The organism is Nonomuraea sp. NPDC049028, from assembly GCF_043197735.1.
Classification (GTDB): domain Bacteria; phylum Actinomycetota; class Actinomycetes; order Streptosporangiales; family Streptosporangiaceae; genus Nonomuraea.
In genome coordinates this window covers 113503-137458 of sequence record NZ_JBICTR010000021.1, presented here as the reverse complement: position 1 = coordinate 137458, position 23956 = coordinate 113503, and the positions used below count along the sequence as shown (strand labels likewise).

Sequence of the window (23956 nt, the reverse complement as noted above, 5' to 3'; positions counted from 1 at the left end):
TGAGCTCGTGTCTGGTGAGCAGTCGCTGGTCCGCGCGCGTGGGCTGGTGAAGCGGTTCGGGGATTTCGTCGCGGTCGACGGGATCGATATCGATGTGGCGCCTGGTGAGGCGTTCGGTTTCCTGGGTCCCAATGGGGCGGGTAAGTCGTCGACGATGCGGATGATCAGTTGCGTGTCGATGCCGTCGGCGGGTGAGTTGCGGATCTTCGGGCTGGATCCGGTGCGGGAGGGGCCGCGGATTCGGGGGCGGCTGGGTGTCTGCCCGCAGCTGGATAACTTGGATCCTGATCTGACGGTTCGCGAGAATTTGACGACGTACGCCCGTTATTTCGGGTTGTCGCGGGCGCAGGCGCGGGCCCGGGCCGAGGAGCTGCTGGAGTTCGCGCAGCTGAGTGATCGGGCCTCGAGCCGGGTGGAGCCGCTGTCGGGCGGGATGAAGCGGCGGCTGACGATCGCGCGGGCGATGGTGAACGAGCCGGATCTGGTGCTGCTGGACGAGCCGACGACGGGGCTGGATCCGCAGGCGCGTCATCTGCTGTGGGAGCGGTTGTTCCGGTTGAAGCAGCGGGGTGTGACGCTGGTGCTGACCACGCACTACATGGATGAGGCCGAGCAGTTGTGCGATCGGCTGGTGGTGATGGACGGCGGGCGGATCGTGGCCGAGGGGTCACCGCGTTCGCTGATCGAGGCCCATTCCTCGCCTGAGGTGGTGGAGGTGCGCTTCGGTGGGCAGGAGCTGGCGGGTTTCGTGGCGCCGCTGGCCGGGATCGGTGATCGGGTGGATGTGCTGCCGGATCGGATCTTGGTGTACGCCGGGGACGGTGACGCGGCGGTGTCGGAGGTGCATCGGCGTGGGCTGGTGCCCTCCAGTGTGCTGGTGCGCCGTTCGTCGCTGGAGGATGTGTTCCTGCATCTGACGGGCCGGACGTTGGTGGAGTGATGGCGCATCCGACGGTGGCGGTGCTGGAGCGGCATCTGACGCTGTACAAGCGGTTGTGGCGGGCGTCGTTGTTCTCGTCGTTCGTGTTGCCGGTGCTGTTCCTGGCCAGTATCGGGCTGGGGGTGGGCGGTTACGTCGGTGAGGTGGGCGGCGTGCCGTACGTGGAGTGGATCGTGCCGGGGGTGCTGGCGTCGACGGCGTTCCAGATGGCGGTCGGCGAGTGCACGTATGCGGTGTTCGGGGAGTTCCGGTGGAATCGCGGGGCGCATGCGATGTTCGCGACGCGGGTGTCGGTGTGGGACATGGTCGGCGGCTGGCTGCTGTACATCGTGTTCAGGGTCGAGATCGCGGTGGTGGTGTTCGTGCTGGTGGTGGGGGCGTTCGGGGCGTTGTCCTCGCCGTGGGTGGTGCTGACGCCGCTGGTGGCGGCGTTGCTGGCGGTGGCCGTGGCGGCGCCGGTGACGGCGTTCTCGGCGACGATCGATCATGACAGTTATTTCGCGTTGCTGTTTCGGTTCGTGATGTTGCCTTCGACGTTGTTCGCGGGGGTGTTCTTCCCGGTGGAGCAGTTGCCGGCGCTGGTGCGGCCGGTGGCTTACGTGTCGCCGTTGTGGCATGGGGTGGAGCTGGCGCGGGCGGCGACGTCGGGGGCCGCTCCCCCGTGGCCGCTGTGGGCGCATGCCGGGTGTTTGGTGGCGTTCGCGGCGGGCGGGCTGTGGTGGGCGGGTTACGCGTTCCGTAAGCGACTTCAGGACTGATGATGGTGACGTTGGCGGTGGCCCGGCGGCTGGTGTCCGGCCGGGTTGGGGCGGGGCGTGTTTCGGCGGGCCGGGTGGGTGCGGTGGTGGGCCGCAATGTGGGCGCGTTGCGTTCGGGTGCTTCGTACTGGCTGGTTCTGGTGTCGGGGTTTTTCGAGCCGCTGCTGTATCTGCTGTCGATCGGTGTGGGTGTGGGTGCGCTGGTGGGGCGGATTCCGCTGGGTGATGGCCGGGTGGTGTCCTATGCGGTGTTCGTGGCGCCGGCGATGCTGGCGGTCTCGGCGATGAACGGGGCGTTGTCGGAGACGACGTTCAACTTCTTCTTCAAGATGCGTTATACGAAGACGTTCGAGGCGGTTTTGGCGACGCCGGTGCGGCCGATCGAGGTGGCGCTGGGTGAGTTGACCTGGGCGATGGTGCGCAGTTCTGTTTACACGGCGTTGTTCCTGGTGGTGATGGTGGTGCTGGGGCTGGCCGAGCCGGTGTGGGCGTTGGCGGCGTTTCCGGCGACGATGCTGGTGGGGGTGTCGTTCGGCGCGCTGGGGATGGCGGTGTCGACGGTGCTGCGTGGCTGGCAGGATTTCGATCTGATGACGGCGGCGCAGTTTTCGTTGTTCTTGTTTTCCGGCACCTTCTCCCCTGTGACGGATTATCCGGGGGTGTTGGAGGTGGTGGTGCGGGTGACGCCGCTGTATCACGCGGTGGAGTTGGTGCGGGGTCTGGCCTCGGGGGTGCCGGAATGGGGGTTGCTGGGGCATGCGGGTTATCTGGTGGTGATGGCGGTGGCGGGGTTGTGGTTCGCGGCGGGGCGGATTCAGCGGGTGTTGTGCGCGTAACCGGCCGGCCGGCCGTGCCGAGGTGTGGGCGCCGGGGAGCAGGTCTTCGACGCGCTGACCGCGTTGATCGACAAGTCGCTGCTGCTCGCCGCTGATTCGACACCCCGTGAGCCCCGATGCGGGACCCGTCGCCCCGATGTCGAGCCCGTGAGTGTGCGCCGAAGAGTTCTCGCAGCGCCTGGGCGACGACGTGCCTGTATGTCGAAGTGGAGCGTCGGGATGAGCGTCTCGACGGGCACCTCGTCGGTGGGCCCCTCCCCCTGTAGGCGTGTCCCGATGGCCAGGAGCGGCGCCAGGGCGAGGCGGGGAGTTCTTGGGATGCTCGCATTCCGCCGTGCGTGAGGAGCAGTGCGGGTCCGTGGCCGCGGTGCCGGTAGCCGATGGTGGTGCCGTCGGCGGAGCGAACCTGGCCTTTGCCGTATTCGTGTACGGGGGTGTCCGCGTTGGCGTGGCGGGTGCGTTCCGGAGCCTTGCGTGGTGCGAACGTGGGCGCTGAAGCCTTGGGCGCCGGGTGGCGGTCCGTCGAGCCTCCAACGGCCTGGCGGGTCGTCAGGGTCGTCGGCGCACGCGTCGCTGTACCTGTGTCCAGCTGGTTCACGCTTGCGGGTGGAAGCTCGATGACCTGGCGAAATGCTGGAGGTATGGAGCACAACGCCGAACTGGAGAGTTTCTGCGTTCCCGTCGTGGCCCGTGCCCTGCGCTTGGACGACGTCGAGCGCGGCTGTGCCCGCCTCGCCTCCCGTGAAGCGTTCGGGTCCATCGTTGTCGAGCTGTGCGCGCTGGATGGTCAGGCGTAGGGGTGTACGGCGGTTACCGAGCTGAGCGGGAGTGGGCCGTACAGGTGGGGGAAGCCGTTTTCGAGGCGGATGTCGAGTCCGGCGGGGTCGATTTGGAGGATGAGCAGCGGCTGGGTGACGTGGCCGTAGAAGGCGGTGTGTACGCCGTGGAGCTGGTCGAGGTCACGGCTGCAGTGGATGAAGCCTTCTTGGTCGAGGGTGCGGCCGAGGGTGGAGATGCGGTACTCCCCCGCCGGCTGGGCGTCGGCCCAGTCGGCGGCCAGGGCGAGGTGGAGGATGTCTATGGTGTCCATTCGGAGTCGAGCATGGCATAGATGACCTCGGAGGACCATTCGCCTTTGACGTGCTCGTTGTCGATGAGGTGGGCTTCGCGGCGCATGCCGAGTTTTTCCAGGACGCGGCCAGAGGCGGTGTTGCGGGCGTCGAGGCGGCCGACGATGCGGTGCAGGCCGAGTTCGTCGAAGCCGAGGCGGAGTAGTTCGCGGCCGGCTTCGGGGGCGTAGCCGCGGCGGTGGTGGTCGGGGTGCAGGATGTAGCCGATCTCGCCTTGGCGGTGTTGTTTGCTGGTCCAGATCAGGACGCCGTTGCCGATGAGCTGGCCGGTGTCGCGCAGGGTGATGGCGATGTCGAGGGCGTCTCCTTCGTCGAGGAGGGCGACGCGGGTGATCTTCCTGTCGAGGAAGGTGCGTACGGTGTCGAGGTCGCGGGGTTCCCAGTAGAGGTAGCGGGCGACGTCGGGCCGGGACTCGTAGGCGTGCAGCGCGTGGAGGTCGTCGGGGGTGAAGGGGCGCAGCAGGAGGCGGTCGGTGAGGATCGGGTAGTGGGGTTTGAGCACGGGGGCAGTGTAGATAACCCGTCTTCGGGGGCGCGAGGCGTTTTCGCCGAGCAGACAGGCGGGCAGGCGGGCAGGCAGGCAGACAACCTGGCGGGCGGGCAGACAACCTGGCGGGCGGTGGCGGGCGTTCGACATACCAGGGGTCAGTGGGCGCCGGCGAGGTTGAGGACGATGACGCCGCCGATGATGAGCAGGATGCCGCCGATCTTGAGCGGGGTGAGGGTCTCCCCCAGGAAGGCGGCGCCGATGAGGGCGATGGCGGCGGTGCCGGCGCCGGACCAGACGGCGTAGGCGGTGCCGACTTCGAGCTGCATCTTGAGGGCGCGGGCGAGCAGGACGAAGGAGATGAGGTAGCCGATGGCGACGATGGCGGCCCAGCCGAGGTGGGACAGGCCGTTGCTGAGTTTGAGCGCGGTGGTCGCGATGACCTCGGCGGCGATGGCGATCGCGAGCAGCAACCAGGCCATGGTGGATCCCTCCTCGTGATTGGCAGTGAGACGGCCTCGGTGTGATCGTGGGTAGCGCTGGAGCCACTGCCGGTCACCGCCGGGGCCATGAGGATGAGTGTGCTGACCGGGGCGGCTTGTGTCGAACCTCCGGTCGGTGGGGGCCGGTGAGGCGGAAGCGCTTGAAAAGGGAGTCGAATGCGTGTTCCACTGGGGCCGTGGGTTGGGACGCGCTTTCGCTTGTTGAGGCCGCAGATGATCGTCCGTTGATCGAGCGGCGGGCGGTGCTGCGTGACGGCTTCTACGAGACGCAGGCCCGTACGATGATCGAGCGGGTGCCGCAGAGTGCGGGGATCGCTGAGCGGTGGGCCGTCTCTCCTTATCGTGGGTGTGCTCATGCTTGTCGTGGCTGTGGTGCTCGTGGGGGTCATCGGCGGCTGGGGTTGGACGCGGGGCGGGATTTCGACACGCGGATCGTGGTCAAGCCCAACGCGGTGACGCGGTTGCGGGCGGAGTTGGCGCGCTGGGGTGGTGAGGCGCTGGCGGTCGGGGTTAGTGGTGACTGTTACCAGCAGGCGGAGGCGACCTACCGGCTGATGCCGGGCATCGTGGAGGCGCTGGGTGAGGCGGCGGTGCCGTTCACCGTCTACACCAAGAGTCCGCTGGTGTTGCGGGATGCCGCGGTGCTGGCGCGGGCGGGGGCGCAGGTGGCGGTCTCGATCGCGTTCGTCGACGAGCGGATCAGGCGTGGGGTGGAGCCGGGCGCGGTGGGTGCGCAGGCGCGGCTGGAGTTGGTGTCGGCGCTGGTGGAGGCGGGGGTGTCGTGCCGGGTGCTGATGGCTCCGGTGCTGCCGTTGCTGAGTGATGGGGCCGATCAGTTGTCGGCGACGGTGCGCCGGATCGCGGCCACGGGGGCCGGGGTGGTGGAGCCGGTGGTGTTGCGGCTGCCGCCGGGGACGCGGCAGTGGTATCTGGAGTGGCTGGGTGAGGCGCATCCGCATCTGGTGGCGCGTTATGAGGAGTTGTACGACGGGGCGGGGTTGCCGGCGGCCGATTACGAGGAGCGGATCACGGGGCAGATCGGGCAGTTGTGCCGGGTTTACGGCATGCGGTCGGGGCCGCCGGAGCCGCCGGAGCGTGAGCCGCGGTTCCCGCAACTCGCGCTGGTCTGACTACTGTCAAGATTTAAGGCTGTCGCCTTAGAATCTTGGGTGTCCCATCAGTGAGCAGAAGGGCGCCGCCATGACCGCCGAACCCGTCCCCCGTTACCCCTTCGACCGGACCGAGGCCCTGCAGCCGCCGCGGGAGTGGGCCCAGTTGCAGAGCGGGTGCCCCGTGGCGCACGTACAGCTGCCCAGCGGCGACACCGCCGAGCTGGTGACCCGCTATGACGATGTGCGCACGCTGCTGACCGACCCGCGGTTCAGCCGCGGCGGCGCCGAGGCCGCGCGGGTGTCCACCACCGCCGACGGCGGGATCTTCGCCCGCGGTATGGCGAGCGGGAGCATGATCGCCGGGACCGGGCATCGGCGATGGCGGCGGCTGCTGACCCCGTCGTTCACCATCCGCAAGATCGAGGCGTGGCGCCCGCGGGTGCAGCGGATGGCCGATGAGCTGGTGGACGGCATGCTGGCCGGTGGCTCCCCGGCGAATCTGTCGCGCGAGCTGGGCCTGCCGCTGCCGGTGCAGGTCATCTGCGCGCTGGTGGGGGCGCCGAGTGAGGATCAGGACAAGTTCGCGTACTGGTCTCAGGTGATGCTGACGCTGACCCGCTATGAGCAGTCGGAGGTGGAGAAGGCGTACGAGGAGTTCGGCGCGTATGTGTCGGATCTGGTGGATGACAAGCGTGCGGCGCCGGGCGATGACATGCTCAGCGAGCTGACGCAGATCTCCGACAGCCAGGACGGGCGGCTCAGCCACGAGGAGCTGATCGCGACCGTGCAGGCGCTGCTGCTGGCCGGGCACGAGACGACGTCGAACATGATCGCCATCATGGTGGCGATGCTGCTGTCGGAGCCGGGGCGTTACGCGGCGGTGGTCGAGGATCCGGCGCTGATCCCGGGCACGGTCGAGGAGGTTCTGCGGCTGGACAGCACGCTCAGCGTGGTGGGCATGCCGCGGGTGGCGACCGAGGAGGCCGACTTCGGCGGGGTGCGGGTCAGCGCGGGCACGACGCTGATCCCGTGCCGGCCCGCGGCCAACCGGGATCCGCGTAAGTTCGCCGATCCCGACCACTTCGACGCGCGCCGCGACAACGCGGGCCAGCATCTGGCGTTCGGCGCGGGGCCGCACTTCTGCCTGGGTCAGCCGCTGGCCCGGATGGAGCTTCAGGTCGCGCTCGGCACGCTGGCCCGGCGGCTGCCGGGGCTGGGTCTGCGGGATGCTCCCGGTGATCTGCGGCTGCGTACGGGGTTGTTGTCCGGGGGGCTGCAGGACGTGTGGGTCACCTGGTGACCAGCGGTCTGCTTGGGCGTCTCAGCCGGTGGTGAACCACAGGCGGATGAGGTGGCGGCGCTGCGGCTCGGGGTGGTCTTCGTAGGCGGTGCGGCCGTGCAGGAGGAGGTGGTTGTTGAGGAACTGCATGTCGCCCTCCCGCAGGTCCATGGTGAGCACGAAGCGGGGGTCGTTGGTCAGCCGGTCGAGCAGGTCCATCGCCTCGCGCTGCGCCGGGGTGAACGGCGGCACGCAGGCGCCGCGCTGGGCCGAGCGCAGGTAGTCGGGCCCGTAGGAGAACGACACCCTGCCGTCCTGGCCCAATGTGCACAGCGGTTTGGTGTAGAAGCTGTCGGGGCCGTCACCGGTGCGCCGGTCGTGCCACCACGGCTGGTAGAGCACCTCGGCCAGGTCGGGGCGGGTCCGGACGACCTCGTTGTGCACCGCCACGGAGCTGACGATGACGCTGAGGCCGCCCGACTTGGCCGGCCGCACGCACAGCAGGGCGACGACGTCGGTGGGGTCGCTGTGGAAGCCGAGCCGCCCGTTGTGCTGGTAGCTGCGGGTGCGTGGCTGGGAGGGGTCGGCGCCGGTGTCTCGTACGTGCACCAGCGGCACCGGGCCGGGTCCTTGTGGGACGATTGCGCCGATGTGGCAGCCGAGGCCGAGTCCGGCGATCTCGCGCTGCCGCTCGCTCATCTGGCCGACGGGCACCCCTTGGAGCAGGGCGAACCCGTGACCGTTCACGATCTCCTCGCGCACTCGCCGCAGGAGCGGCCCGAGCGTCGGCAGCGGGAAGCCGTCCGGGGTGATCTCCTGCGGCGCCGGCCCGGCCGCCTGCGCCGCTCGTACGGCGCCGAGCACCTCGTGCCGATGCTCCTCGCTGAGCGCGACCCTCCATGGGTCGCTGTCGCGGATCTCCGCCGCCAGCCATTGGCCGGGCCCCAGCATTTGTGCGATCGCCATGGTGGCCACCTCTCCGCTCGTCGTGGTTCTTGGACTCACCCTGTCGTCCTTGCTCTTGCGTGGCACCCCCTCATCGCCCACGGCGCAACCGCTTCACCCACAGCGCAAGCGCTCTGAAGGTCCTCCTCCGGTCGATTGCAAAGAGTGATTGTTCATAACTTTAAGTAGTGTTACAGTGCGGGTGCCGGTTCACCGCCTCCCGAAGGAGCGCCATGTCCGTGCCCGATGTTCTCGCCCGGAAATTCGACAAGAGATTCACCTTGTACGACGCCGATGGTGACGGTGTGCTCACCAGGGACGACTTTCAGATCGCGGCCACGAGGTTCTTGGCGGCGTTCGGCGTGCCGGCCGACTCCGCCAAGGGCCGGGACGTGGTGGCCGCCTACGCGAGCATGTGGAACGCCCTGATCCACAGTGCCGACGACGACAACGACGGGCACCTGTCGCGCGCGGAGTTCACCGCCTACCTGGCCGGCCAGGAGTTCCGCACCAGCGGCTACGCGGCGACCGCGGGCCGGATCGCCGAGTCCGTCCTGACCGTCTGCGACATCGACGGCGATGGCCGGATCTCCTTTGAGGAGTTCGCCGCCATCCCCGGCATCTGCTCCCTGCCCGAGGCCGAGCGGCGTGAGGTCTTCGACCGGCTCGACACCGACGGCAGCGGGCATCTGGACATCAGCGAGATCCACGCCGCGCAGCGGGACTTCTACGCCAGTACCGACCCGGGCGCGCCCGGCAACCTGATCTTCGGCCGATTCTGAGGAGCCAGAGGTGGAGCATCCCCCGCAGCCGGACGGTCACTGCCGTGTCATCCGGTCCGCTTTGATGTATGAGGGCAAGCAGCATCTGCAGTTCTTCGCCGGTATCGCCGCCGAGACCGTGGGTGCGCGCAATATCTGCATGCACCTGCAGACCATTCCTCCCTCGGGCAGCGGCCGGGCTCATAAGCACGACCATCACGAGACGGCCATCTACGTCATCAGGGGCGCCGTAGGTGCCTGGTACGGCGAGAATCTGGAGCACTACCTGCAAGCGCGTCAAGGGGAGTTCATCTACATCCCCGCCAGTACGCCGCACATGCCGGTGAATCTCAGTGACAGCGAGCCCGCCGAGGTCGTCCTGGCGCGCACGGATCCGCGCGAGCAGGAGAGCACGATTCTTCTGCCCGGCCTGGAGAGCCGACGGCCTCCTGTTGACGGTCTCGGGGCCGGCTGAGCTGCGACTCAGATGGCCAGGGTGGTCGCGATGCCGTCGAGGACGTAGGTGAGGCCGGTTTCGAACTGCCACTGCGCGTCGTCCTTGCGGGTGGCGGTTTGAAGGTAGCGCTGGAAAGTGGGATAGCGGCCGGTCCGCATGTGCCAGATCATCTGCGGTGCCAGTTCGGAACGCAGTTCGTCGCCGTCGGACCAGCCTTGTTCGTGCATGAGGTTGCGTACGGCGCTCTCGTCGTTCAAGGCGCCCTGGACGTAGGCGTCCACGGCGCGGAAGACGCTCATCATCGCGTCGGCGTCCAGGCCCAGGCCGTCCAGCGCTGACAGGGCCTGCTCGGCGACTCTCATCCTGTTGGGCGTGAGCGAGAGCCTGGCCTGTGGGGGCAGCTGTGCCAGCCACAGGTGCCGGAGCATGAGGTCGCGGGTGCGCAGCGCCAGGGTCCGCATGCTCTCGCGCCACTCCCGCTCGGCTGGGAGGTGAAAGCCGGCGTAGACATGGTCGACCATCAGCTGCAGGAGATCGTCCTTGCCTGACACGTGGCGGTAGGGCGCCATGGGGGCGACGCCCAGTTCGGTGGCCAGGCGGCGCATGGTGATGGCCTCCAGGCCTTCGGCGTCGGCGATCTCGACCGCGGTCGTGGCGATGCGCTGCGGGGAGAGCGTCTGTCGCTGCGCGGGGGCGGGAGCTTCCAGGCGCTCCCAGAGTGATGCGCGCGGCTTGTCGTTCTCGATGGCCATGGTGTGGGGCTTCCCTCCAGCTGGTCGTGCGATACAACGTATCAAAAGTAGACAACGTACACAGAGATGTGTACGTTGTATCTCGCTCGGATACGTCGTACACACAAGGAAGTGCCCCTCCATGAACGACAACCACCTGAAGATCGCGGTCATCCTCGGCAGTACCCGCGAGGGCCGATTCGGCACGGGCGTGGCCTCCTGGGTCATCGACCACATCGCGCGGCGCGCCGACATGAGCGCCGACCTCATCGATCTGGTCGAAACCCCGCTGCCCACCGTTTTCCCCGTGCTCGGGCAGCCGCCGGCCGCCCAGGAGGCCAAGGATCTGCTCGCGGCCGTATCACCACGGCTGGCGGCGGCCGACGCTTTCGTCATCGTCACCCCGGAGTACAACCACAGCTTCCCCGCGCCGCTGAAGAACGCCATCGACTGGCACTCCAGGGAATGGCACGCCAAGCCGGTCGGCTTCGTCTCCTACGGCGCCTTCTCCGCCGGGCTGCGCGCGGTCGAGCACCTGCGCCTGGTGCTGGCCGAACTGCACGCGGTCACCATCCGCGACGGCGTCGGCTTCCAGCGCGCCTGGGAGCAGTTCGACGGGGAGGGAAGGGCCGTCGATCCGGCCGCCGACACCGCCGCCACGACCATGCTCGACCAACTCGCCTGGTGGGCGCACGCCCTGCGCGAGGCCAAGGCCATCCGGCCCTACGCCGCCTGAACCGCGATGAACGACCGCTTGCCCTACCTCGCGGTGTTCGGCCTGTTGCTCGGTATGTTCCTGGCGATGCTGGACGGCCTGATCGTGGGTACCGCGCTGCCCACGATCGTGGGCGACCTCGGCGGGCTGGACCACCTGCCATGGGTGGTGACCGCCTACATGCTCGCGGGCGCGGCCACTACCCCGATCTGGGGCAAACTCGGCGACCTGTACGGCCGCAAGATCACCTTCATCGCCGCGATCGCGCTCTTCCAGGCCGGCTCCGTCCTGTCCGGCCTGGCCCAGGACATGGGCCAGCTCATCGCCTTCCGCGCCGTACAGGGCCTGGGCGCGCGCTGGCCATCATCGGCGTGCTCGTACCACCACGTCACAGCGGCCGCCTGCAGTCGATGATCGGCGTCATCATGCCGATCGCCTACGTCGGCGGCCCGCTGGCCGGCGGGCTGCTCACCGACTACCTGAGCTGGCGCTGGACCTTCTACGTCAACCTGCCCTTCGGCGCCGTCGCCCTGCTGATCATCGCCACCCGTATCCATCTGCCACCGATCGAGCGCGTCAAAGTCCGCATCGATTACGGCGGTGCGGCCCTGCTCACCACCGCCATCGTGGCCCTGACCCTGCTGAGCAGCTGGGGCGGAACCACCTACTCCTGGTTCTCGCCCCAGATCCTGGCCCTCGCCGCCGGCGGCGTTCTCGCCTTGGCCGCCTTCGTGGCCGTCGAACGGCGCGCCGCCGAGCCGGTCATCCCGCCCCGCTTGTTCCACGACCGCGACTTCACCCTCGCCCAGATCCTCAGCTTCCTGCTCGGCGCGATCATGCTCAGCGTGACCAACTACCTGCCGCAGTACATGCAGTTCGTGCAGGGAACCTCACCCACACTCAGCGGCATGCTGCTGCTGCCCCTGATGTTCGGCATGCTCGGCGCGCAACTGATCACCGGCCATCTCATCAGCCGAAATGGCCGCTACCGCCGCTATCCGATCCTCGGCGGCGCACTGACGATCGCCGGGACTCTGGCCCTGCTGCTGCTCGAGGCCGGCACTGCGGCGGCGGCGGCCTCGGCGCTCAGCCTCCTCGTCGGGGCCGGGATGGGTCTGGTGACGCAGAGTACGACGCTGATCACGATGAACAGTGCCGACCCCCGGGACATGGGCGCCGCCAGCGGGACGCTCACCCTGCTGCGCACCATCGGCGGTTCGCTGGGCATCGCGCTGCTGGGCGGCCTGTACGCGGGGAACATGCGGGCCGACCTCAGCACGCGCCTCGGCCCGGCGGCGGCCGAACGGCTGACCGCCGGGGGCGAACTCACGCCCCACCTGCTGCCCGACCTGCCCGCTGCGGCCGGCGAGGCCGTGCGAGAAGCCGTCACCAGCGGCTTGCACGGCCTGCTCATCGGCGCCGCCGTTCTCGCGTTGATCGCCTTCGCGGCGTCCTGGCTCGTCCGCGAAACCCCGCTGCGTGAGCATCCCCCGGCCCCGGCGGAGCCCGCCGTGACGGGGCCTGAGCAAAGGGAGCGGCGGGATGGCGGTGAGGCGGCCCGCTTGTCCGCCGAGAAGGCGACATGAGCCAGGCGGCCCGCCTACAGGGCGCTGCCCTTCTTCCACTTGGAGAAGGGCAGCTGCCAGAAGCCCCAGCCGTTGTTCCATTCCAGGTCGCGGGTGGTGCCCTTGATGTCGACGACGTCGCCGCGCTGGAAGTGGTTGTAGAACCACAGGGCCTGGTCGGGGCGGGAGTTGATGCAGCCGTGGCTGACGTTGGAGCGGCCCTGGGCCCAGACGTTGTCCTTGGCGTGGACGTACTCGCCGGAGTTGGAGATCCGCACGGCGTGGTTGATCATGACGTCGTAGTAGCCGGGGTCGCCCTTCTTGCGGCCGGGTGAGATCATGCGGACCGGGTTGCCGCGCTCCATGGTCAGGTGGACGCCGGAGGTGGTGGTGTACTCGCGGGTGGTGGCCATGCCGGCGCTGATGCGCATCGTCTGCACGCGCTTGCCGTCGCGGTAGACGTACATCATGTGCTTTTTGGTGTCGACCTTGCTGATCACGCGGGCGCCGATCTTCAAGGTGGTGGCGGAGTCCTTGACGCCGTACATGCCCTTGCCGCCCTTGACGCCGGTGAGGCGGGCGTTGAAGGTGACCTTCTGGTGGGCGGGCCAGTACTTGGCGGTGCGGTAGATGACGGTGGTGTCGTTGATCCAGCGCCAGGCGCCGTCGACGGGCTTTTGCGCCTCGACCTCCAGGGCGCGTTCGACGTCGGCCTTCTCGCTGACGGGCTGGTTGAAGGTGACGATGATCGGCGCCCCCACGCCGACCGTCTCCCCCTTGGCGCTGGGTGTGACGTCGATGACCTGCAGTTCGCGCTCGGGCTTGAGCGTCTTGAACGTGCTGGCGGCGCTGGTGACGCCGGCCTTGGCGCTGACGTTGTAGGAGCTGGAGGGCAGCAGGGTGCCCTTGGAGACCCATTTGGTCTTGTCGGCGTTGAAGGTGCCCTCGACGCTCTTGCCGCCGCCTTCGGCCGTGACCTCTTCCAGGGTGCCGCCGGCGGCGGTCACGACGATCTTCTTGTCGGGGCTGATCTTCGAGCTGCCCTCGGCGGGTGAGATCTTGATCGTCGGCGCTTCCGGGGTCGCGGAGGTGGTCGCCTTGGCCGCGTCGGCGTTGCCCGGGGCGGGGGGAGTGCTCGAGCAGGACGCGGTCAGTGCCGCGGCCGCGAGCAGGGCCATGCCCGTGACGGGCGTCCTCCAACCGGGCTTGACGTTCAAGTCAGTCCTCTCCCCCATAACAGCAAACTCAATGCCAAAGACCTTAATGCTCCTGCATGTAAGACGCGGAGGAGTTTGGGATAGTTCGGTAACATTTAAATCACTTGTTGCTGGGAACCCCAGGTCAGCCGGGCGCAACAGGAGTAAAGGGGCGAAACCCTCAGTGCTGGGCCAGGCGGTGGGTCAGGCTGGTGTGGCGCCGCCCGGCCCCCTTGGTCCGTACGGCCTGCGCCAGCGCGCGCCGGGACCCGACGATGACGACCAGCCGCTTGGCGCGGGTGATCGCGGTGTAGAGCAGGTTGCGCTGCAGCATCATCCAGGCGCTGGTGGCCAGGGGGATGACCACGGCCGGGTACTCGCTGCCCTGGGAGCGGTGGATGGAGACGGCGTAGGCGTGGGCCAGCTCATCCAGCTCGTCGAAGGCGTAGTCGACCTGCTCGTCCTCATCGGTGGCGACGATCAGCTTCTGCTCGTCGGGACGGATGTCGACGACGATGCCGACGGTGCCGTTGAACACCCCGGCCGCGCCTTTTTCGTAGTTGTTGCGCAGCTGGGTGACCTTGTCGCCGATGCGGAAGACGCGCCCGCCGTAGCGGCGTTCTGGCAGGTCCTCGCGCGAGGGGGTCAGGGCCTCCTGCAGCGCGATGTTGAGGGCGCCGGCTCCGGCGGCGCCGCGGTGCATGGGGGCCAGCACCTGGATGTCGCGACGGGCGTTGAGGCCGAACTTGCGCGGGATGCGCCGGGCCACCACGTCGACCGTCAGCGCCGCGATCTCCTCCGGTTCCTCGCACGGGAACAGGAAGAAGTCCGTCATCTTCTCCAGCTTGGGGTGCAGGCCGGTGTTGACGCGGTGGGCGTTGACCACCACGCCCGACTCCTGCGCCTGGCGGAAGATCTGCGTCAGCCGTACGCGGGGGATGTCCTCGGCGGCCAGCAGGTCCTTCAGCACCTCACCCGCGCCCACCGAGGGCAGCTGGTCCACATCCCCCACGAACAACAGGTGCGTGCCGGGCGCGACCGCCTTGACGAGCTTGTTGGCCAGCAGCAGGTCGAGCATGGAGGCCTCGTCGACGACGACCAGGTCGGCGTCCAGGGGGTTGTCGCGGTCGAAGGTGGCATCCCCGCCGGGCCGCAGCTGCAGCAGCCGGTGAACGGTGGTCGCCTCATGGCCGGTCAGCTCGGCGAGCCTTTTCGCGGCCCGGCCCGTGGGCGCGGCCAGGATCACCTTGGCCCGTTTGGCGCGGGCCAGCGTCACGATGGAGCGCACGGTGAAGCTCTTGCCGCAGCCCGGCCCGCCGGTCAGCACCGCGACCTTCTCCGTCAGCGCCAGCCGTACGGCCTGACGCTGCTCGGCGGCCAGGTCCGCGCCGGTCTGGCCGCGCAGCCACTGCTCGGCCCGCTCCCAGTCGACCTCGGCGAAGGCGGCCAGCCGGTCATGGCCGCCGCGCAGCAGCGACAGCAGCGCCGAGGCCAAGGACAGCTCGGCCCGGTGGAAGGGCACCAGGTAGACCGCCGGCACGATGTTGTCGCCGGCCGGGATCTGCTCGCGTACCACGCCCTCCTCGGCGACCAGCTCTTCCAGGCAGCCGGCGACCAGGTCGGCGGGCACCTCCAGGATCTTGACGGCGTCGCCGACGAGGTTGGGGGCGGGCAGGTAGCAGTGGCCGTCGTCGGCCGCCTGGGACAGCGTGTAGCGCAGCCCGGCCTTGACCCGCTCGGGGCTGTCGTGCGGGATGCCGACCGCCTGGGCGATGGTGTCGGCGGTCTTGAAGCCGATGCCCCACACGTCGTCGGCCAGCTGGTACGGGCGGCTCTTGACAACGGAGATGGAGCTCTCGCCGTACTGCTTGAAGATGCGCACCGCGATCGAGGTGGACACGCCGACACCCTGCAGGAAGATCATCACCTCTTTGATGATCTTCTGTTCCTCCCAGGCGGCGGCGATCAGCTTGGTCCGCTTGGGGCCCAGGCCCGGCACTTCGACCAGCCGCTCGGGCGCCTGCTCGATCACCTCGAGGGTGTCGGTGCCGAAGTGGTCGACGATCCGCTCCGCCATCTTCGGGCCGATGCCCTTGATCAGGCCGGAGCCCAGGTAGCGGCGGATGCCCTGGATGGTGGCCGGCAGCACGGTGGTGTAGGACCACACCTCGAACTGCTTGCCGTACTTGGGGTGGGAGGTCCAGCGGCCGCTCAGCCGCAGCGACTCCCCCACCTGCGCGCCCAGCAGCGGTCCCACCACGGTCAGCAGCTCGGCGCCCGACCGCTCGGTCGCCACCCGCGCGATCGAGTAGCCGGTCTCCTCGTTCGGGCCGTAGGTGAAGCGTTCGAGGACGGCGTCGAGGTGGGTGGCGGGGAGATTGGCCGGACCTTGCTTCACCGAAGAAGTCTCTCCCTGTCCCTGGGCGTTCTCCGGCCCAAGAATAGGGCAAGGGGCGGGCGGCCTCGTGCCCGTGCGGGCATAGGGGCCGCGCGTCGCGACGCCTATGCCCAGGGATCCTCTTCGGGACTGGAACTAGGGAGCCGGGTCTCCAGGCTTTTCTCCCTTGCAGCTGCTGGAGAATATCTTTCCGGTCTTGAGGTTGACGCACCTCGTGCAGGCGGTAGCGGCCTCGTCGAGGTCTCCCTTGCAGAGGATGCCCTCTTGCTTCGGCTTCTCGGGCGCCTTTCCTGGCGAGCCCATGCTCTTGTCCTCGCAGTAACTACGCGTGTATCCGCCCTTCTTCGACTTGCACCACAGGCACTTCTTGTTCTTTCCCTCCAGCCATTTGCACGGCTTGCCGGAGCTTGTCGAAGTGCAGTGGGTGAGCGAGGTGGATGTGGCGTTGCCGCCGAGGGCGCGGGCCTTGTCAGGCTGGGCCAGTGCGGCCGCGGAAGGGACGATGGCGCTCGCCACCAGGGCCCCGGTAACGAATATTTCTTTGAGCACGAGACCACCCCCATTGTGTGTCTCTCGCTTTCCCTCCCATCGTGACATGGCGCGCTCGGCAATAGTCAAGACGTGCGCCAAGATTTATCGAGCGGCGGCCGGACCCTTTTTCCGGAACATGAAACATTTGATGTGTATTTCTTGCGGGGGTGCTGGGGATGTTGACCGGCGTATTTTGGTCTCGACGCGTATATTATTTATCCCACTAGTATCGCTGTTGGCGATGGCTTGACCGTTGACGCGCATCTGCCGCTCTCGTTAGGCGACGCGCCGGAAGACGACGACCGCCCGGTAGCCGGTGCCGCGCTCCGTGTCGGACTCGGCCTCCGCGCTGATGACGTCCAGTTCGGAGTGGGGCCCGAAAAAGTCCAGGGCCTGGGTCCTGGCCTTCTCCCTGATCTCGTCCGGGGTCGCTCCGCTGACGGTGACGCGCAGCGTGAGCGGGAACCGTATGTCACTCATGGCGGCCTTCCTTCGCAGAGGAGTGATCACTTTCGAGCCTAACATCAGGCCATCGCCGACATGCAGGCATGTAACTGCATATTGATGGGTCCGCGGCTCGAACATGATTACCCATCGACACTCACGGTAGTGCTGTGGATACTCTTCGTGTAGGCCCTGGCTCCCTGGATCACCCCACTTCGACCGCGGGTTCGTGCTGCCCGCGGGCGGAGCGGAGGTGATCCAGGGAACAACTCAAGGAGAGCGATGCACAAGAAGTCCCTCGCCCTGGCCGTCCTCCTCACCGGTGCGTGCGTGGCCACAGCCACCGTCGTCACCGCAGCCAACGCCACCACCGCACCCGCCGGCCAGCCCCACCACGCCTCCGCGCTGCCGCCCGGATACCAGCTGGTGACGCTGCCCAACGCGAACGTGCCCAACTTCCAGCGCCGTACCCTCTACTGCCCCGGCGCCAAGAAGGTCCTGGGCGGAGGCGGCGAGGCCCGCGGCAACGGGGCGATCCTCGTCGGCTCCTTCCCCACCGATGACGGGCGCGGCTGGATCGTCCTCGGCCGCCAGGACGGCTACAACGACGTCGGCATCAGCGTCTTCGCCATCTGCGCCGACTGACCTGCCGCATCATCCGGCCCCGGTCGCTCGCCGACCGGGGCCGTTCCCATGCCCGCCCGTTCGCAGGTCCGCCGCACGCCGTCGCCACAGAGCACCGGTGAGAACATCTGGGCCTTCCAGCCGCGCCCGCCGCCCTGTAGGAAGCCATGCATGAGCGACGATGTACGCGTCACCATCGAAGCGGTCCCCCGCGCCGGGCTGAGCGCCGGGCAACTGCGCCAGGCCGTGACCGCCCACCCGGGCGTCCTGTCCGCGCTGGAGGTCGCCGACGCCGACCGGCTGATCATCGGCCAGGCTCCGGCGCTCGGCCACGACCCCGGCCAGGACGCCCCCTTCCGCGCCACCGTCTTCGACCCAGTGGGCAACCGCGCCGTCGAGCTGCGCGGCACCCTGGACCGGCCGGAAAGCGCCGAGGTCCGGCCCAGCGCCCACCGGCCGCCGCCCAGCCACGACGAACTGCTCGCGGCCGCCGACGTCCTGCGCGCCGACCCGCACTTCCCGCCGGGCGACAACGTGATCGTCTACCGGCCCATGCCGCCTCTGGCCGACCTGGACAACCCCGACGGCACCACCGTGCGCCGCCCCACCCTGGGCATCTACACCCCCGGCGAGCCCACCGGGGTACGCCACCGCATCGTCGCCGTCGACACCGCCGCCCGCACCGTCGACTGGACCCCGGCCGGCATCGACGTGCGCATGCACCACGACTGCGAGCACACTGTGCCCGAAGGCGTCACCCCCCTGGCCGACCACGGCGGCCCCGACCAGGTGCGGGTACGCGTCCTGCGGGGCGCCGACGAGCTGTGGAACCTGCTGGTCGTGCGGCCGCGCGCCTCTGCCCCGCAGAACCCCGGCGCCGGATCGGGCGTGGAGCTGCGCGAGGTGCGCTACCGGGGCCGGTTGGTGCTGCGCCAGGCGCACGTACCCGTCCTGAACGTCGAGTACGAACAAGGCACCACCTTCCGCGACGACGCCTCCTCCGAGACCCGCTTCTCGGCCACCGGCACCGACCCGGTCGGCTGGGGCTGGCGGCTGTGCGACAGCCCGCCGCGTACCATCCTGGAACGGCCCGACACCGACGCCGGCGGCTTCCAGGGCGTGGCCTTCCACCACGACGGCGACGAGCTGCGCATCGTCAGCGAACTGCAGGCCGGCTGGTACCGCTACGCCAGCGACTGGCGGCTGGGCGACGACGGCACCATCAGGCCCCGCTTCGGCTTCGCCGCCACCGCCAACCCGATGACCTGCATGGTGCACCGCCACCACGCCTACTGGCGCTTCGACTTCGACATCGAAGGCTCCGCCAACGACATCGTCGAGCAGATCGACCAGGGGCCGATCATCCCCGAGCCGGTGCCGATCGTCCGCGAGACCACCCGCCGCCGCGCCCCCGGCCGCTACTGGCAGGTACGCGACAAATCCTCAGGGCGCGGCTACCAGATCCACCCCGGCCCCTTCGACGACACCGCCGACTCCTACGGCGTCTCCGACCTGTGGTTCCTGCGCCACCACGCGGCCGAGCTCGACGACGGCAACCCCGGCCCGCGCGACCGGGCCGCCATCGGGCGCTTCCTCAACAGCGAGAGCATCGACGCCACCAACGTCGTCGTCTGGTACGCCGGCCACTACTACCACGACCAGGCCCACCCCCAGCCGCACCAGGGCGAGCTGATCGGGCCGGAACTGCTGCCCATCTGAGCACTAGGCTTGGCGCCCATGAGTCAGGTGGGTGAGACGACGGCGCGGGCGCTGCTGCGCAGGCTGGCCGTCGAACAGGCCGAGTGCAGGGTGCCGTCGCTGACGGCCGCGATCGTACGCGAGGGGAGGCTGGCCTGGTTCGGCGCTCGCGGCTTCACCGGCCCCGGCGGCGGGGCGGCCCCTACCGCCGATACGCAATACCGGCTCGGCTCGATCACCAAGAGCATGGTGGCCGTCGTGGTCATGCGGCTGCGGGACGAAGGCCGCCTCGACCTGCTCGACCCCCTGGCCAAACACCTGCCCGGCACCCCGTTCGGCGAGGTGAGCATCGCCCAGCTGCTCTCCCACACCGCCGGCCTGACCGCCGAACCGCCCACCGGCTGGTGGGAGCGCACCCCCGGCCTGCCGGCCGGTGACCTGCTGGCCCTGCTCGGGCCGCAGCACGCCAAGCACCGGCCCGGCCGCCGCTTCCACTACTCCAACATCGGCTACGGCCTGCTCGGCGAGCTGATCACCCGGCTGCGCGGCATGCCCTGGCTGCAGGCTGTACAGCAGGAGGTCCTTCAGCCGCTCGGCCTGTCGGCCACCACCGAGCGGCCGCGCGCCCCGCACGCCACCGGCTACGCCGTCCACCCGTGGGCCGAGGTGGTGCTGGCCGAGCCCGAACACGACGCCGCCGCCATGGGGCCCGCCGGTCAGCTGTGGTCCACGACCGCCGACCTGGCCCGCTGGGCGGCGTTCGTGGCCGGGGACACCGGCGGCGTCCTGTCCCCCGCCACGCTGGCCGAGATGCGCGAGCCCGCCACCGTCGACGACGGCGACGCCTGGACCTCCGGCTACGGGCTCGGCCTGCAGCTGACCCGGCACTCCGGACGCCGCCTGGCCGGTCACACCGGGTCCATGCCCGGCTTCCTGGCCACCGTGTGGGCCGACCCGGCCGACCAGGTGGGCGTGCTGTTCCTGGCCAACACCACCAGCGGCCTCAGCTACAGCCTGCCCACCGACCTGCTGGACATCCTCGACGAACACGAGCCCCGCCTGCCCGAGCAGTGGCGGCCCGCCCCCGCCGACCCCGCCCTGCTGGCGCTGACCGGGTTGTGGCACTGGGGCCCCAAGCCGTACGCGTTGCGGTTGCTGCCCGACGGCGGCCTGGCGCTGACGCCGGTGGGCGGGGCGGGCCGGGCCTCCCGGTTCGTGCCGCAGGAGGACGGGACCTGGCTGGGGCTGGATGGCTACTACGCCGGTGAGACGCTGCGGGTCGGGGCCGATCACCTCGACCTCAACACCTTCATCTTCACCCGCGAGCCCTACGACCCGCAGGCGCCCGTCCCGGGCGGCGTGACGGACTGGCACGCCTGACCTCGTTACCGCCCGCGCCGCCCGAGCCCCGGCCCCTGCCCCTGCCCCTGCCCGGGGCCGGGGCCGGGCGTGGGCGGGCGCCTGCTCCTGCTGCGGCCCGGCTCGTTCGGTGGAGCCGGTTCGGTCCAGCTGGCTCGGTCCGGCCGGCTCGGCGAGGTGACGGCGGTCAGGTGGCAGCATGGTTCCTGTGCGTGTGGCAATCTTGGGGCCGCTGGACGTCGAGTCCGCCGCCATCGGCGGCGCCCGGCTGCGCCTGCTGCTGGTACGCCTGGCGCTGGCGGCCGGGCGCACCGTCACCGTCGAGGAGCTGGCCGAGGCGTTGTGGCCCGACGAGCGGCCCGCGGACCCGGGCAACGCGCTGCAGTCGCTGGTCTCCCGGCTGCGGCGGGCCCTGCCCGACCCGTCGGCGCTGGTCCTGGAGCCCGGCGGCTACCGGCTCGACGCCGTCACCGACGTAGCGGAGTTCGACCGGCTGACGGCTCGGGCGCGCGGCGAGAGCGACCCGGCGGCCAGGGCCGGGCTGCTGCGCGAGGCACTGGCCCTGTGGCGGGGGCCGGCGCTGGGCGAGGTCGCGACGGCGCCGTTCGCGACCGGATACGCGGTACGCCTGGAGGAGGCCCGGCTGACGGCCATCGAGGACCGCGCGCAGGCCGACCTGACACGCTTCACGCGACAAGGCGCGGGGCCCACGCAGGGCAGCGTCACCCGGCATCGCACCGACCAGGCCGAAACCACTCAAGGCACGGCGGAAGGCGGGGGCGCGGACGGCGAGTTGGGCGGGCTGCTGGCGGAGCTCGGGGAGCTGGCCGCGCGTCATCCTCTGCGCGAGCGGCTGCACGCCACCCGCCTCAAGGCGCTGCACGCCGCCGGGCGCCGGGCCGAGGCGCTGGCCGCCTACGAGGACCTCCGGCGCGCTCTGGCCGATGAGCTGGGCGCCGATCCGGGGCCGGAGCTGCGCGAGATCCATCTGAGGCTGCTGCGGGCCGAGCCGGTCCGCCGCCCCCGTACCAACCTGCGTACTCCGCTGACCAGCTTCGTCGGCCGTGCCGCCGAGATCGCCCAGGTGAGCGCCCGGCTGGGACACAGCCGCCTGGTGACGCTCGTCGGTCCGGGCGGCGCGGGCAAGACCCGGCTGGCCACCACGATCGCCGCCGCCCTCCTGAACCAGGCCGAGCACCGAGGCCGCCCCGCGAACGGCTCCCCCTGCGGCGACCGGCCGCCGACGCCGGACGGGGAGCCGGGGTACCCGGGGCCGAGCGCGGTGTGGCTGGTGGAGCTTGCGCCCGTGAGTGATCCGGCCGACGTGGCGCAGGCGGCACTGGCCGCGCTCGGCCGCTCGATCGTGCCGGCCGGGCCCACCGCGCCGACCGACACCATCGACCACCTGGTCGAGCCCCTGTCGGCCGGTCATGTGCTGCTGGTGCTCGACAACTGCGAGCACCTCGTCGAGGCCGTCGCCCGCCTGGCCGACGAGCTGCTCGGCCGCTGCCCGCGGCTGCGGGTGCTGGCCACCAGCCGTGAGCCGCTGGGCATCGTGGGCGAGGTCGTCACCCCGGTCCCGCCGCTGCCGGCCGAGCCGGCCGTGCAGTTGTTCGGCGACCGGGTGGCGGCGGCCTGTCCGGGGCTGGTGCTGGATCAGGGCCTGGTGCGGGAGGTGTGCCGCCGGCTCGACGGATTGCCGCTGGCCATCGAGCTGGCCGCGGCCCGGCTGCGCGCGCTGAGCCTGCACGAGCTGGCCGTACGCCTGGACGACAGGTTCGTGCTGCTGACCGGAGGCAGCCGTACGGCGCTGCCCCGCCACCAGACGCTGCGCGCGGTGGTGGCGTGGAGCTGGGACCTGCTGGAGGAGCCGGAGCGGCGGCTGGCCGAGCGGCTGGCGGTGTTCGCGGGCGGGTTCGACCTGGCCGCGGCCGAGCACCTGGGCGGCACGCTCGACCTGGTGGCGGCCCTGCTGGACAAGTCGCTGCTGCAGGCGGCCGACGGCGGCCGTTACCGCATGCTGGAGACGATCAGGGAGTACGGCCTGGAACGGCTGGCCGGCAGCGGCGAGATCGGCCCGGCCCGCGTCCGCCACGCCGCCTACTTCCTGCGGCTGGCCGAGCTCGCCGAGCCGCATCTGCGCGGGCGCGAGCAGCTGAGGTGGATCGCGCGGCTGCTGGCCGAGCATGACAACCTGCTGGCCGCGCTGCACTTCGCCGTCGACCGGGGTGATGCCGACACGGCGGTACGGCTGGCGGCGGCGATGGGCATCTTCTGGACCTTCCGCGGCAACCGGCAGGATTCGGTTGGCTGGATGAAGCTGGCGCTGGACGTGCCCGGGGACGCGCCGCGGCAGGCCAGGCTGATCGCCTCGGCCACCTTCCTCATCAACGGCGCGCTGGCCGGCGGCGACGCCACGGTCGGGGCGGCGGTGGAGGAGCTGCGCCGCATCACCGAGCTGTCGCAGCAGGAGCTGTCCCATCCGGTGCTGGCGATGCTCGGGCCGGCGCTGGCGCTGTTCACCGATGACAGCGAGTTGGGGCTGGCCGAGGTCGAGCGGCGCCTGTCCCATCCCGACCAGTGGGCGCGCGGGATGCTCCTGACGGTCAGGGCCGCCATGAAGGAGAACGACGGCGACATGCGCGGCTCCCGCCAGGACCTGATCGCCGCCGCCGCGCAGCTACGGGAGGTGGGTGAGCGGTGGGGGCTGTCGATGGCGCTGATGTCGCTGGGCGAGGCGCACGCGATGTTCGGCGACTTCGACGACGCGCTCGCCTCGATCCTGGAGGCCACGGCGTTGGTGCGGCAGCTCAACCCCGACCTCGACCCCGGGCATCAGGTGTGGCAGGCCACGATCCGCATGCGCAAGGGACAGGTGGAGCAGGCGCGTGCCCAGCTGCGCGAGATGACCGAGCAGCCGCACCGCGACCAGTCGCCGCGCAACGCCGCGTTCGCCCACTCCGGGCTCGGTGACCTGGCGCGGCTGGAGGGCGATCTCGAGACGGCCGCGCGCGAGTACGAGCGGTCGGCCGCCACGCTGGAGTACGCCTCGGCGATCGCGCCGCAGTTCCGGGCGCTGGTGATGATCGGCCGGGCGCATCTGGCGCTGGCGGTGGGCGACCCGGCGGCGGCCGAGCGCTACATCGGCCAGGCCGCCGAGCTGAGTCTGTCGGCCAGGGACATGCCGGTGCTGGCCCGGGTGGCGGTGGCGGTGGCGGAGTCGAGGGCGTTTGGCGGCCAGCCGGTCGCAGCCGCCCGGACGCTGGGCGCGGCCGAGCAGTTGCGCGGCGCGCCCGACGCGTTCAACCCCGAGGTGGCCCGCCTGTCCGCGCGGCTGCGCGCCGAGCTCGGCGACGGCTACGACGCCGCCTACGCGGCGGGCCGGAGCCTGGACCGGCCCGCCGCGCTCAGCCTGGTACACGCCCCGGCCGCGCCACCGTAGCGGCCGGAGAGCATCGAAGCGGCCGGCTCAGCGCAGCGGGCAGCG

Annotated in this window: 22 protein-coding genes and 1 pseudogene; 14 read left to right on the top strand and 9 right to left on the bottom strand. The window is 70.0% G+C overall.

The genetic code is table 11. The features are described from left to right. The first annotated feature begins 46 nt into the window (after window positions 1–46). From ACGFJ2_RS55295 to ACGFJ2_RS55280, 4 genes are all read left to right on the top strand, one after another. On the top strand, window positions 47–940 hold the full coding sequence (locus ACGFJ2_RS55295; RefSeq protein WP_357956823.1) for an ATP-binding cassette domain-containing protein: 894 nt from the start codon (window positions 47–49) through the stop codon (window positions 938–940). Continuing rightward, window positions 940–1698, top strand: a complete 759-nt coding sequence (locus ACGFJ2_RS55290) for an ABC transporter permease (RefSeq protein WP_358203508.1) — start codon at window positions 940–942, stop codon at window positions 1696–1698. Before ACGFJ2_RS55295 ends, ACGFJ2_RS55290 begins: the two co-directional genes overlap by 1 nt. Continuing rightward, window positions 1698–2534 (top strand): ABC transporter permease, encoded by an 837-nt coding sequence (locus tag ACGFJ2_RS55285; RefSeq protein ID WP_393482810.1) that lies wholly within the window; start codon window positions 1698–1700, stop codon window positions 2532–2534. Before ACGFJ2_RS55290 ends, ACGFJ2_RS55285 begins: the two co-directional genes overlap by 1 nt. A 641-nt stretch (window positions 2535–3175) precedes the next feature. Next, on the top strand, window positions 3176–3331 hold the full coding sequence (locus tag ACGFJ2_RS55280) for a hypothetical protein (RefSeq protein ID WP_357956829.1): 156 nt from the start codon (window positions 3176–3178) through the stop codon (window positions 3329–3331). Here ACGFJ2_RS55280 and ACGFJ2_RS55275 read toward each other — a convergent pair. The 3 genes from ACGFJ2_RS55275 to ACGFJ2_RS55265 form a co-directional block, all read right to left on the bottom strand. After that, window positions 3322–3624 carry a DUF952 domain-containing protein gene (locus ACGFJ2_RS55275; RefSeq protein ID WP_357956831.1) on the bottom strand — a complete coding sequence of 101 codons (303 nt, stop codon included), beginning with the start codon at window positions 3622–3624 and terminating at the stop codon, window positions 3322–3324. The genes ACGFJ2_RS55280 and ACGFJ2_RS55275 overlap by 10 nt on opposite strands. After that, window positions 3612–4166 (bottom strand): GNAT family protein, encoded by a 555-nt coding sequence (locus ACGFJ2_RS55270; RefSeq protein ID WP_357956833.1) that lies wholly within the window; start codon window positions 4164–4166, stop codon window positions 3612–3614. Before ACGFJ2_RS55270 ends, ACGFJ2_RS55275 begins: the two co-directional genes overlap by 13 nt. Before the next feature lie 143 nt (window positions 4167–4309). After that, the gene (locus ACGFJ2_RS55265; RefSeq protein WP_357956835.1) at window positions 4310–4633 is read right to left on the bottom strand and encodes an SMR family transporter; all 324 of its coding nucleotides are present in this window, start codon (window positions 4631–4633) and stop codon (window positions 4310–4312) included. 245 nt (window positions 4634–4878) lie between these two features. On the opposite strand from ACGFJ2_RS55265, the gene ACGFJ2_RS55260 reads away from it, so the two are divergent. Both ACGFJ2_RS55260 and ACGFJ2_RS55255 read left to right on the top strand, forming a co-directional pair. Next, the gene (locus ACGFJ2_RS55260) at window positions 4879–5784 is read left to right on the top strand and encodes a radical SAM protein (protein WP_357956837.1); all 906 of its coding nucleotides are present in this window, start codon (window positions 4879–4881) and stop codon (window positions 5782–5784) included. A 70-nt stretch (window positions 5785–5854) separates the two neighbouring features. After that, window positions 5855–7066: a cytochrome P450 gene (locus tag ACGFJ2_RS55255; RefSeq protein ID WP_393482803.1), complete on the top strand. Its 1212-nt coding sequence runs from the start codon at window positions 5855–5857 to the stop codon at window positions 7064–7066. A gap of 21 nt (window positions 7067–7087) precedes the next feature. Here ACGFJ2_RS55255 and ACGFJ2_RS55250 read toward each other — a convergent pair whose 3' ends face one another. Next, complete coding sequence (locus tag ACGFJ2_RS55250; protein ID WP_358203540.1) at window positions 7088–8011, bottom strand: TauD/TfdA family dioxygenase; 924 nt, start codon at window positions 8009–8011, stop codon at window positions 7088–7090. Between the two features lie 212 nt (window positions 8012–8223). On the opposite strand from ACGFJ2_RS55250, the gene ACGFJ2_RS55245 reads away from it, so the two are divergent. Continuing rightward, window positions 8224–8772: an EF-hand domain-containing protein gene (locus ACGFJ2_RS55245; RefSeq protein ID WP_357956843.1), complete on the top strand. Its 549-nt coding sequence runs from the start codon at window positions 8224–8226 to the stop codon at window positions 8770–8772. Between the two features lie 10 nt (window positions 8773–8782). After that, the gene (locus tag ACGFJ2_RS55240; RefSeq protein ID WP_393482799.1) at window positions 8783–9226 is read left to right on the top strand and encodes a cupin domain-containing protein; all 444 of its coding nucleotides are present in this window, start codon (window positions 8783–8785) and stop codon (window positions 9224–9226) included. Window positions 9227–9234: 8 nt separating this feature from the next. On the opposite strand, the gene ACGFJ2_RS55235 is transcribed toward ACGFJ2_RS55240, so the two are convergent. Then, window positions 9235–9960 carry a TetR/AcrR family transcriptional regulator C-terminal domain-containing protein gene (locus tag ACGFJ2_RS55235; RefSeq protein ID WP_393482796.1) on the bottom strand — a complete coding sequence of 242 codons (726 nt, stop codon included), beginning with the start codon at window positions 9958–9960 and terminating at the stop codon, window positions 9235–9237. Between the two features lie 121 nt (window positions 9961–10081). On the opposite strand from ACGFJ2_RS55235, the gene ACGFJ2_RS55230 reads away from it, so the two are divergent. Next, a complete protein-coding gene (locus tag ACGFJ2_RS55230; RefSeq protein WP_393482794.1) occupies window positions 10082–10675 on the top strand; it encodes an NADPH-dependent FMN reductase in 594 nt (197 codons plus the stop codon). A 6-nt stretch (window positions 10676–10681) separates the two neighbouring features. Then, window positions 10682–12240 (top strand): annotated as a pseudogene (locus ACGFJ2_RS55225) (MDR family MFS transporter). A 14-nt stretch (window positions 12241–12254) separates the two neighbouring features. Here the strand turns inward: ACGFJ2_RS55225 and ACGFJ2_RS55220 are convergent. From ACGFJ2_RS55220 to ACGFJ2_RS55205, 4 genes are all read right to left on the bottom strand, one after another. Further along, window positions 12255–13436 carry an Ig-like domain-containing protein gene (locus ACGFJ2_RS55220; protein WP_357956853.1) on the bottom strand — a complete coding sequence of 394 codons (1182 nt, stop codon included), beginning with the start codon at window positions 13434–13436 and terminating at the stop codon, window positions 12255–12257. Window positions 13437–13596: 160 nt separating this feature from the next. Then, on the bottom strand, window positions 13597–15813 hold the full coding sequence (locus tag ACGFJ2_RS55215; RefSeq protein WP_357956855.1) for an ATP-dependent RecD-like DNA helicase: 2217 nt from the start codon (window positions 15811–15813) through the stop codon (window positions 13597–13599). A 135-nt stretch (window positions 15814–15948) separates the two neighbouring features. After that, on the bottom strand, window positions 15949–16362 hold the full coding sequence (locus ACGFJ2_RS55210) for a hypothetical protein (protein WP_393482789.1): 414 nt from the start codon (window positions 16360–16362) through the stop codon (window positions 15949–15951). 258 nt (window positions 16363–16620) lie between these two features. Further along, the gene (locus ACGFJ2_RS55205; protein WP_357956859.1) at window positions 16621–16824 is read right to left on the bottom strand and encodes a hypothetical protein; all 204 of its coding nucleotides are present in this window, start codon (window positions 16822–16824) and stop codon (window positions 16621–16623) included. Between the two features lie 246 nt (window positions 16825–17070). On the opposite strand from ACGFJ2_RS55205, the gene ACGFJ2_RS55200 reads away from it, so the two are divergent. The 4 genes from ACGFJ2_RS55200 (at window position 17071) to ACGFJ2_RS55185 (ending at window position 23911) form a co-directional block, all read left to right on the top strand. After that, window positions 17071–17433 carry a hypothetical protein gene (locus ACGFJ2_RS55200; RefSeq protein WP_393482786.1) on the top strand — a complete coding sequence of 121 codons (363 nt, stop codon included), beginning with the start codon at window positions 17071–17073 and terminating at the stop codon, window positions 17431–17433. A 150-nt stretch (window positions 17434–17583) separates the two neighbouring features. Continuing rightward, window positions 17584–19131 (top strand): hypothetical protein, encoded by a 1548-nt coding sequence (locus ACGFJ2_RS55195; protein WP_393482783.1) that lies wholly within the window; start codon window positions 17584–17586, stop codon window positions 19129–19131. A gap of 18 nt (window positions 19132–19149) precedes the next feature. After that, on the top strand, window positions 19150–20490 hold the full coding sequence (locus tag ACGFJ2_RS55190; protein WP_393482780.1) for a serine hydrolase domain-containing protein: 1341 nt from the start codon (window positions 19150–19152) through the stop codon (window positions 20488–20490). A gap of 187 nt (window positions 20491–20677) precedes the next feature. Then, the gene (locus ACGFJ2_RS55185) at window positions 20678–23911 is read left to right on the top strand and encodes a BTAD domain-containing putative transcriptional regulator (RefSeq protein WP_393482777.1); all 3234 of its coding nucleotides are present in this window, start codon (window positions 20678–20680) and stop codon (window positions 23909–23911) included. Window positions 23912–23956 lie beyond the last annotated feature (45 nt).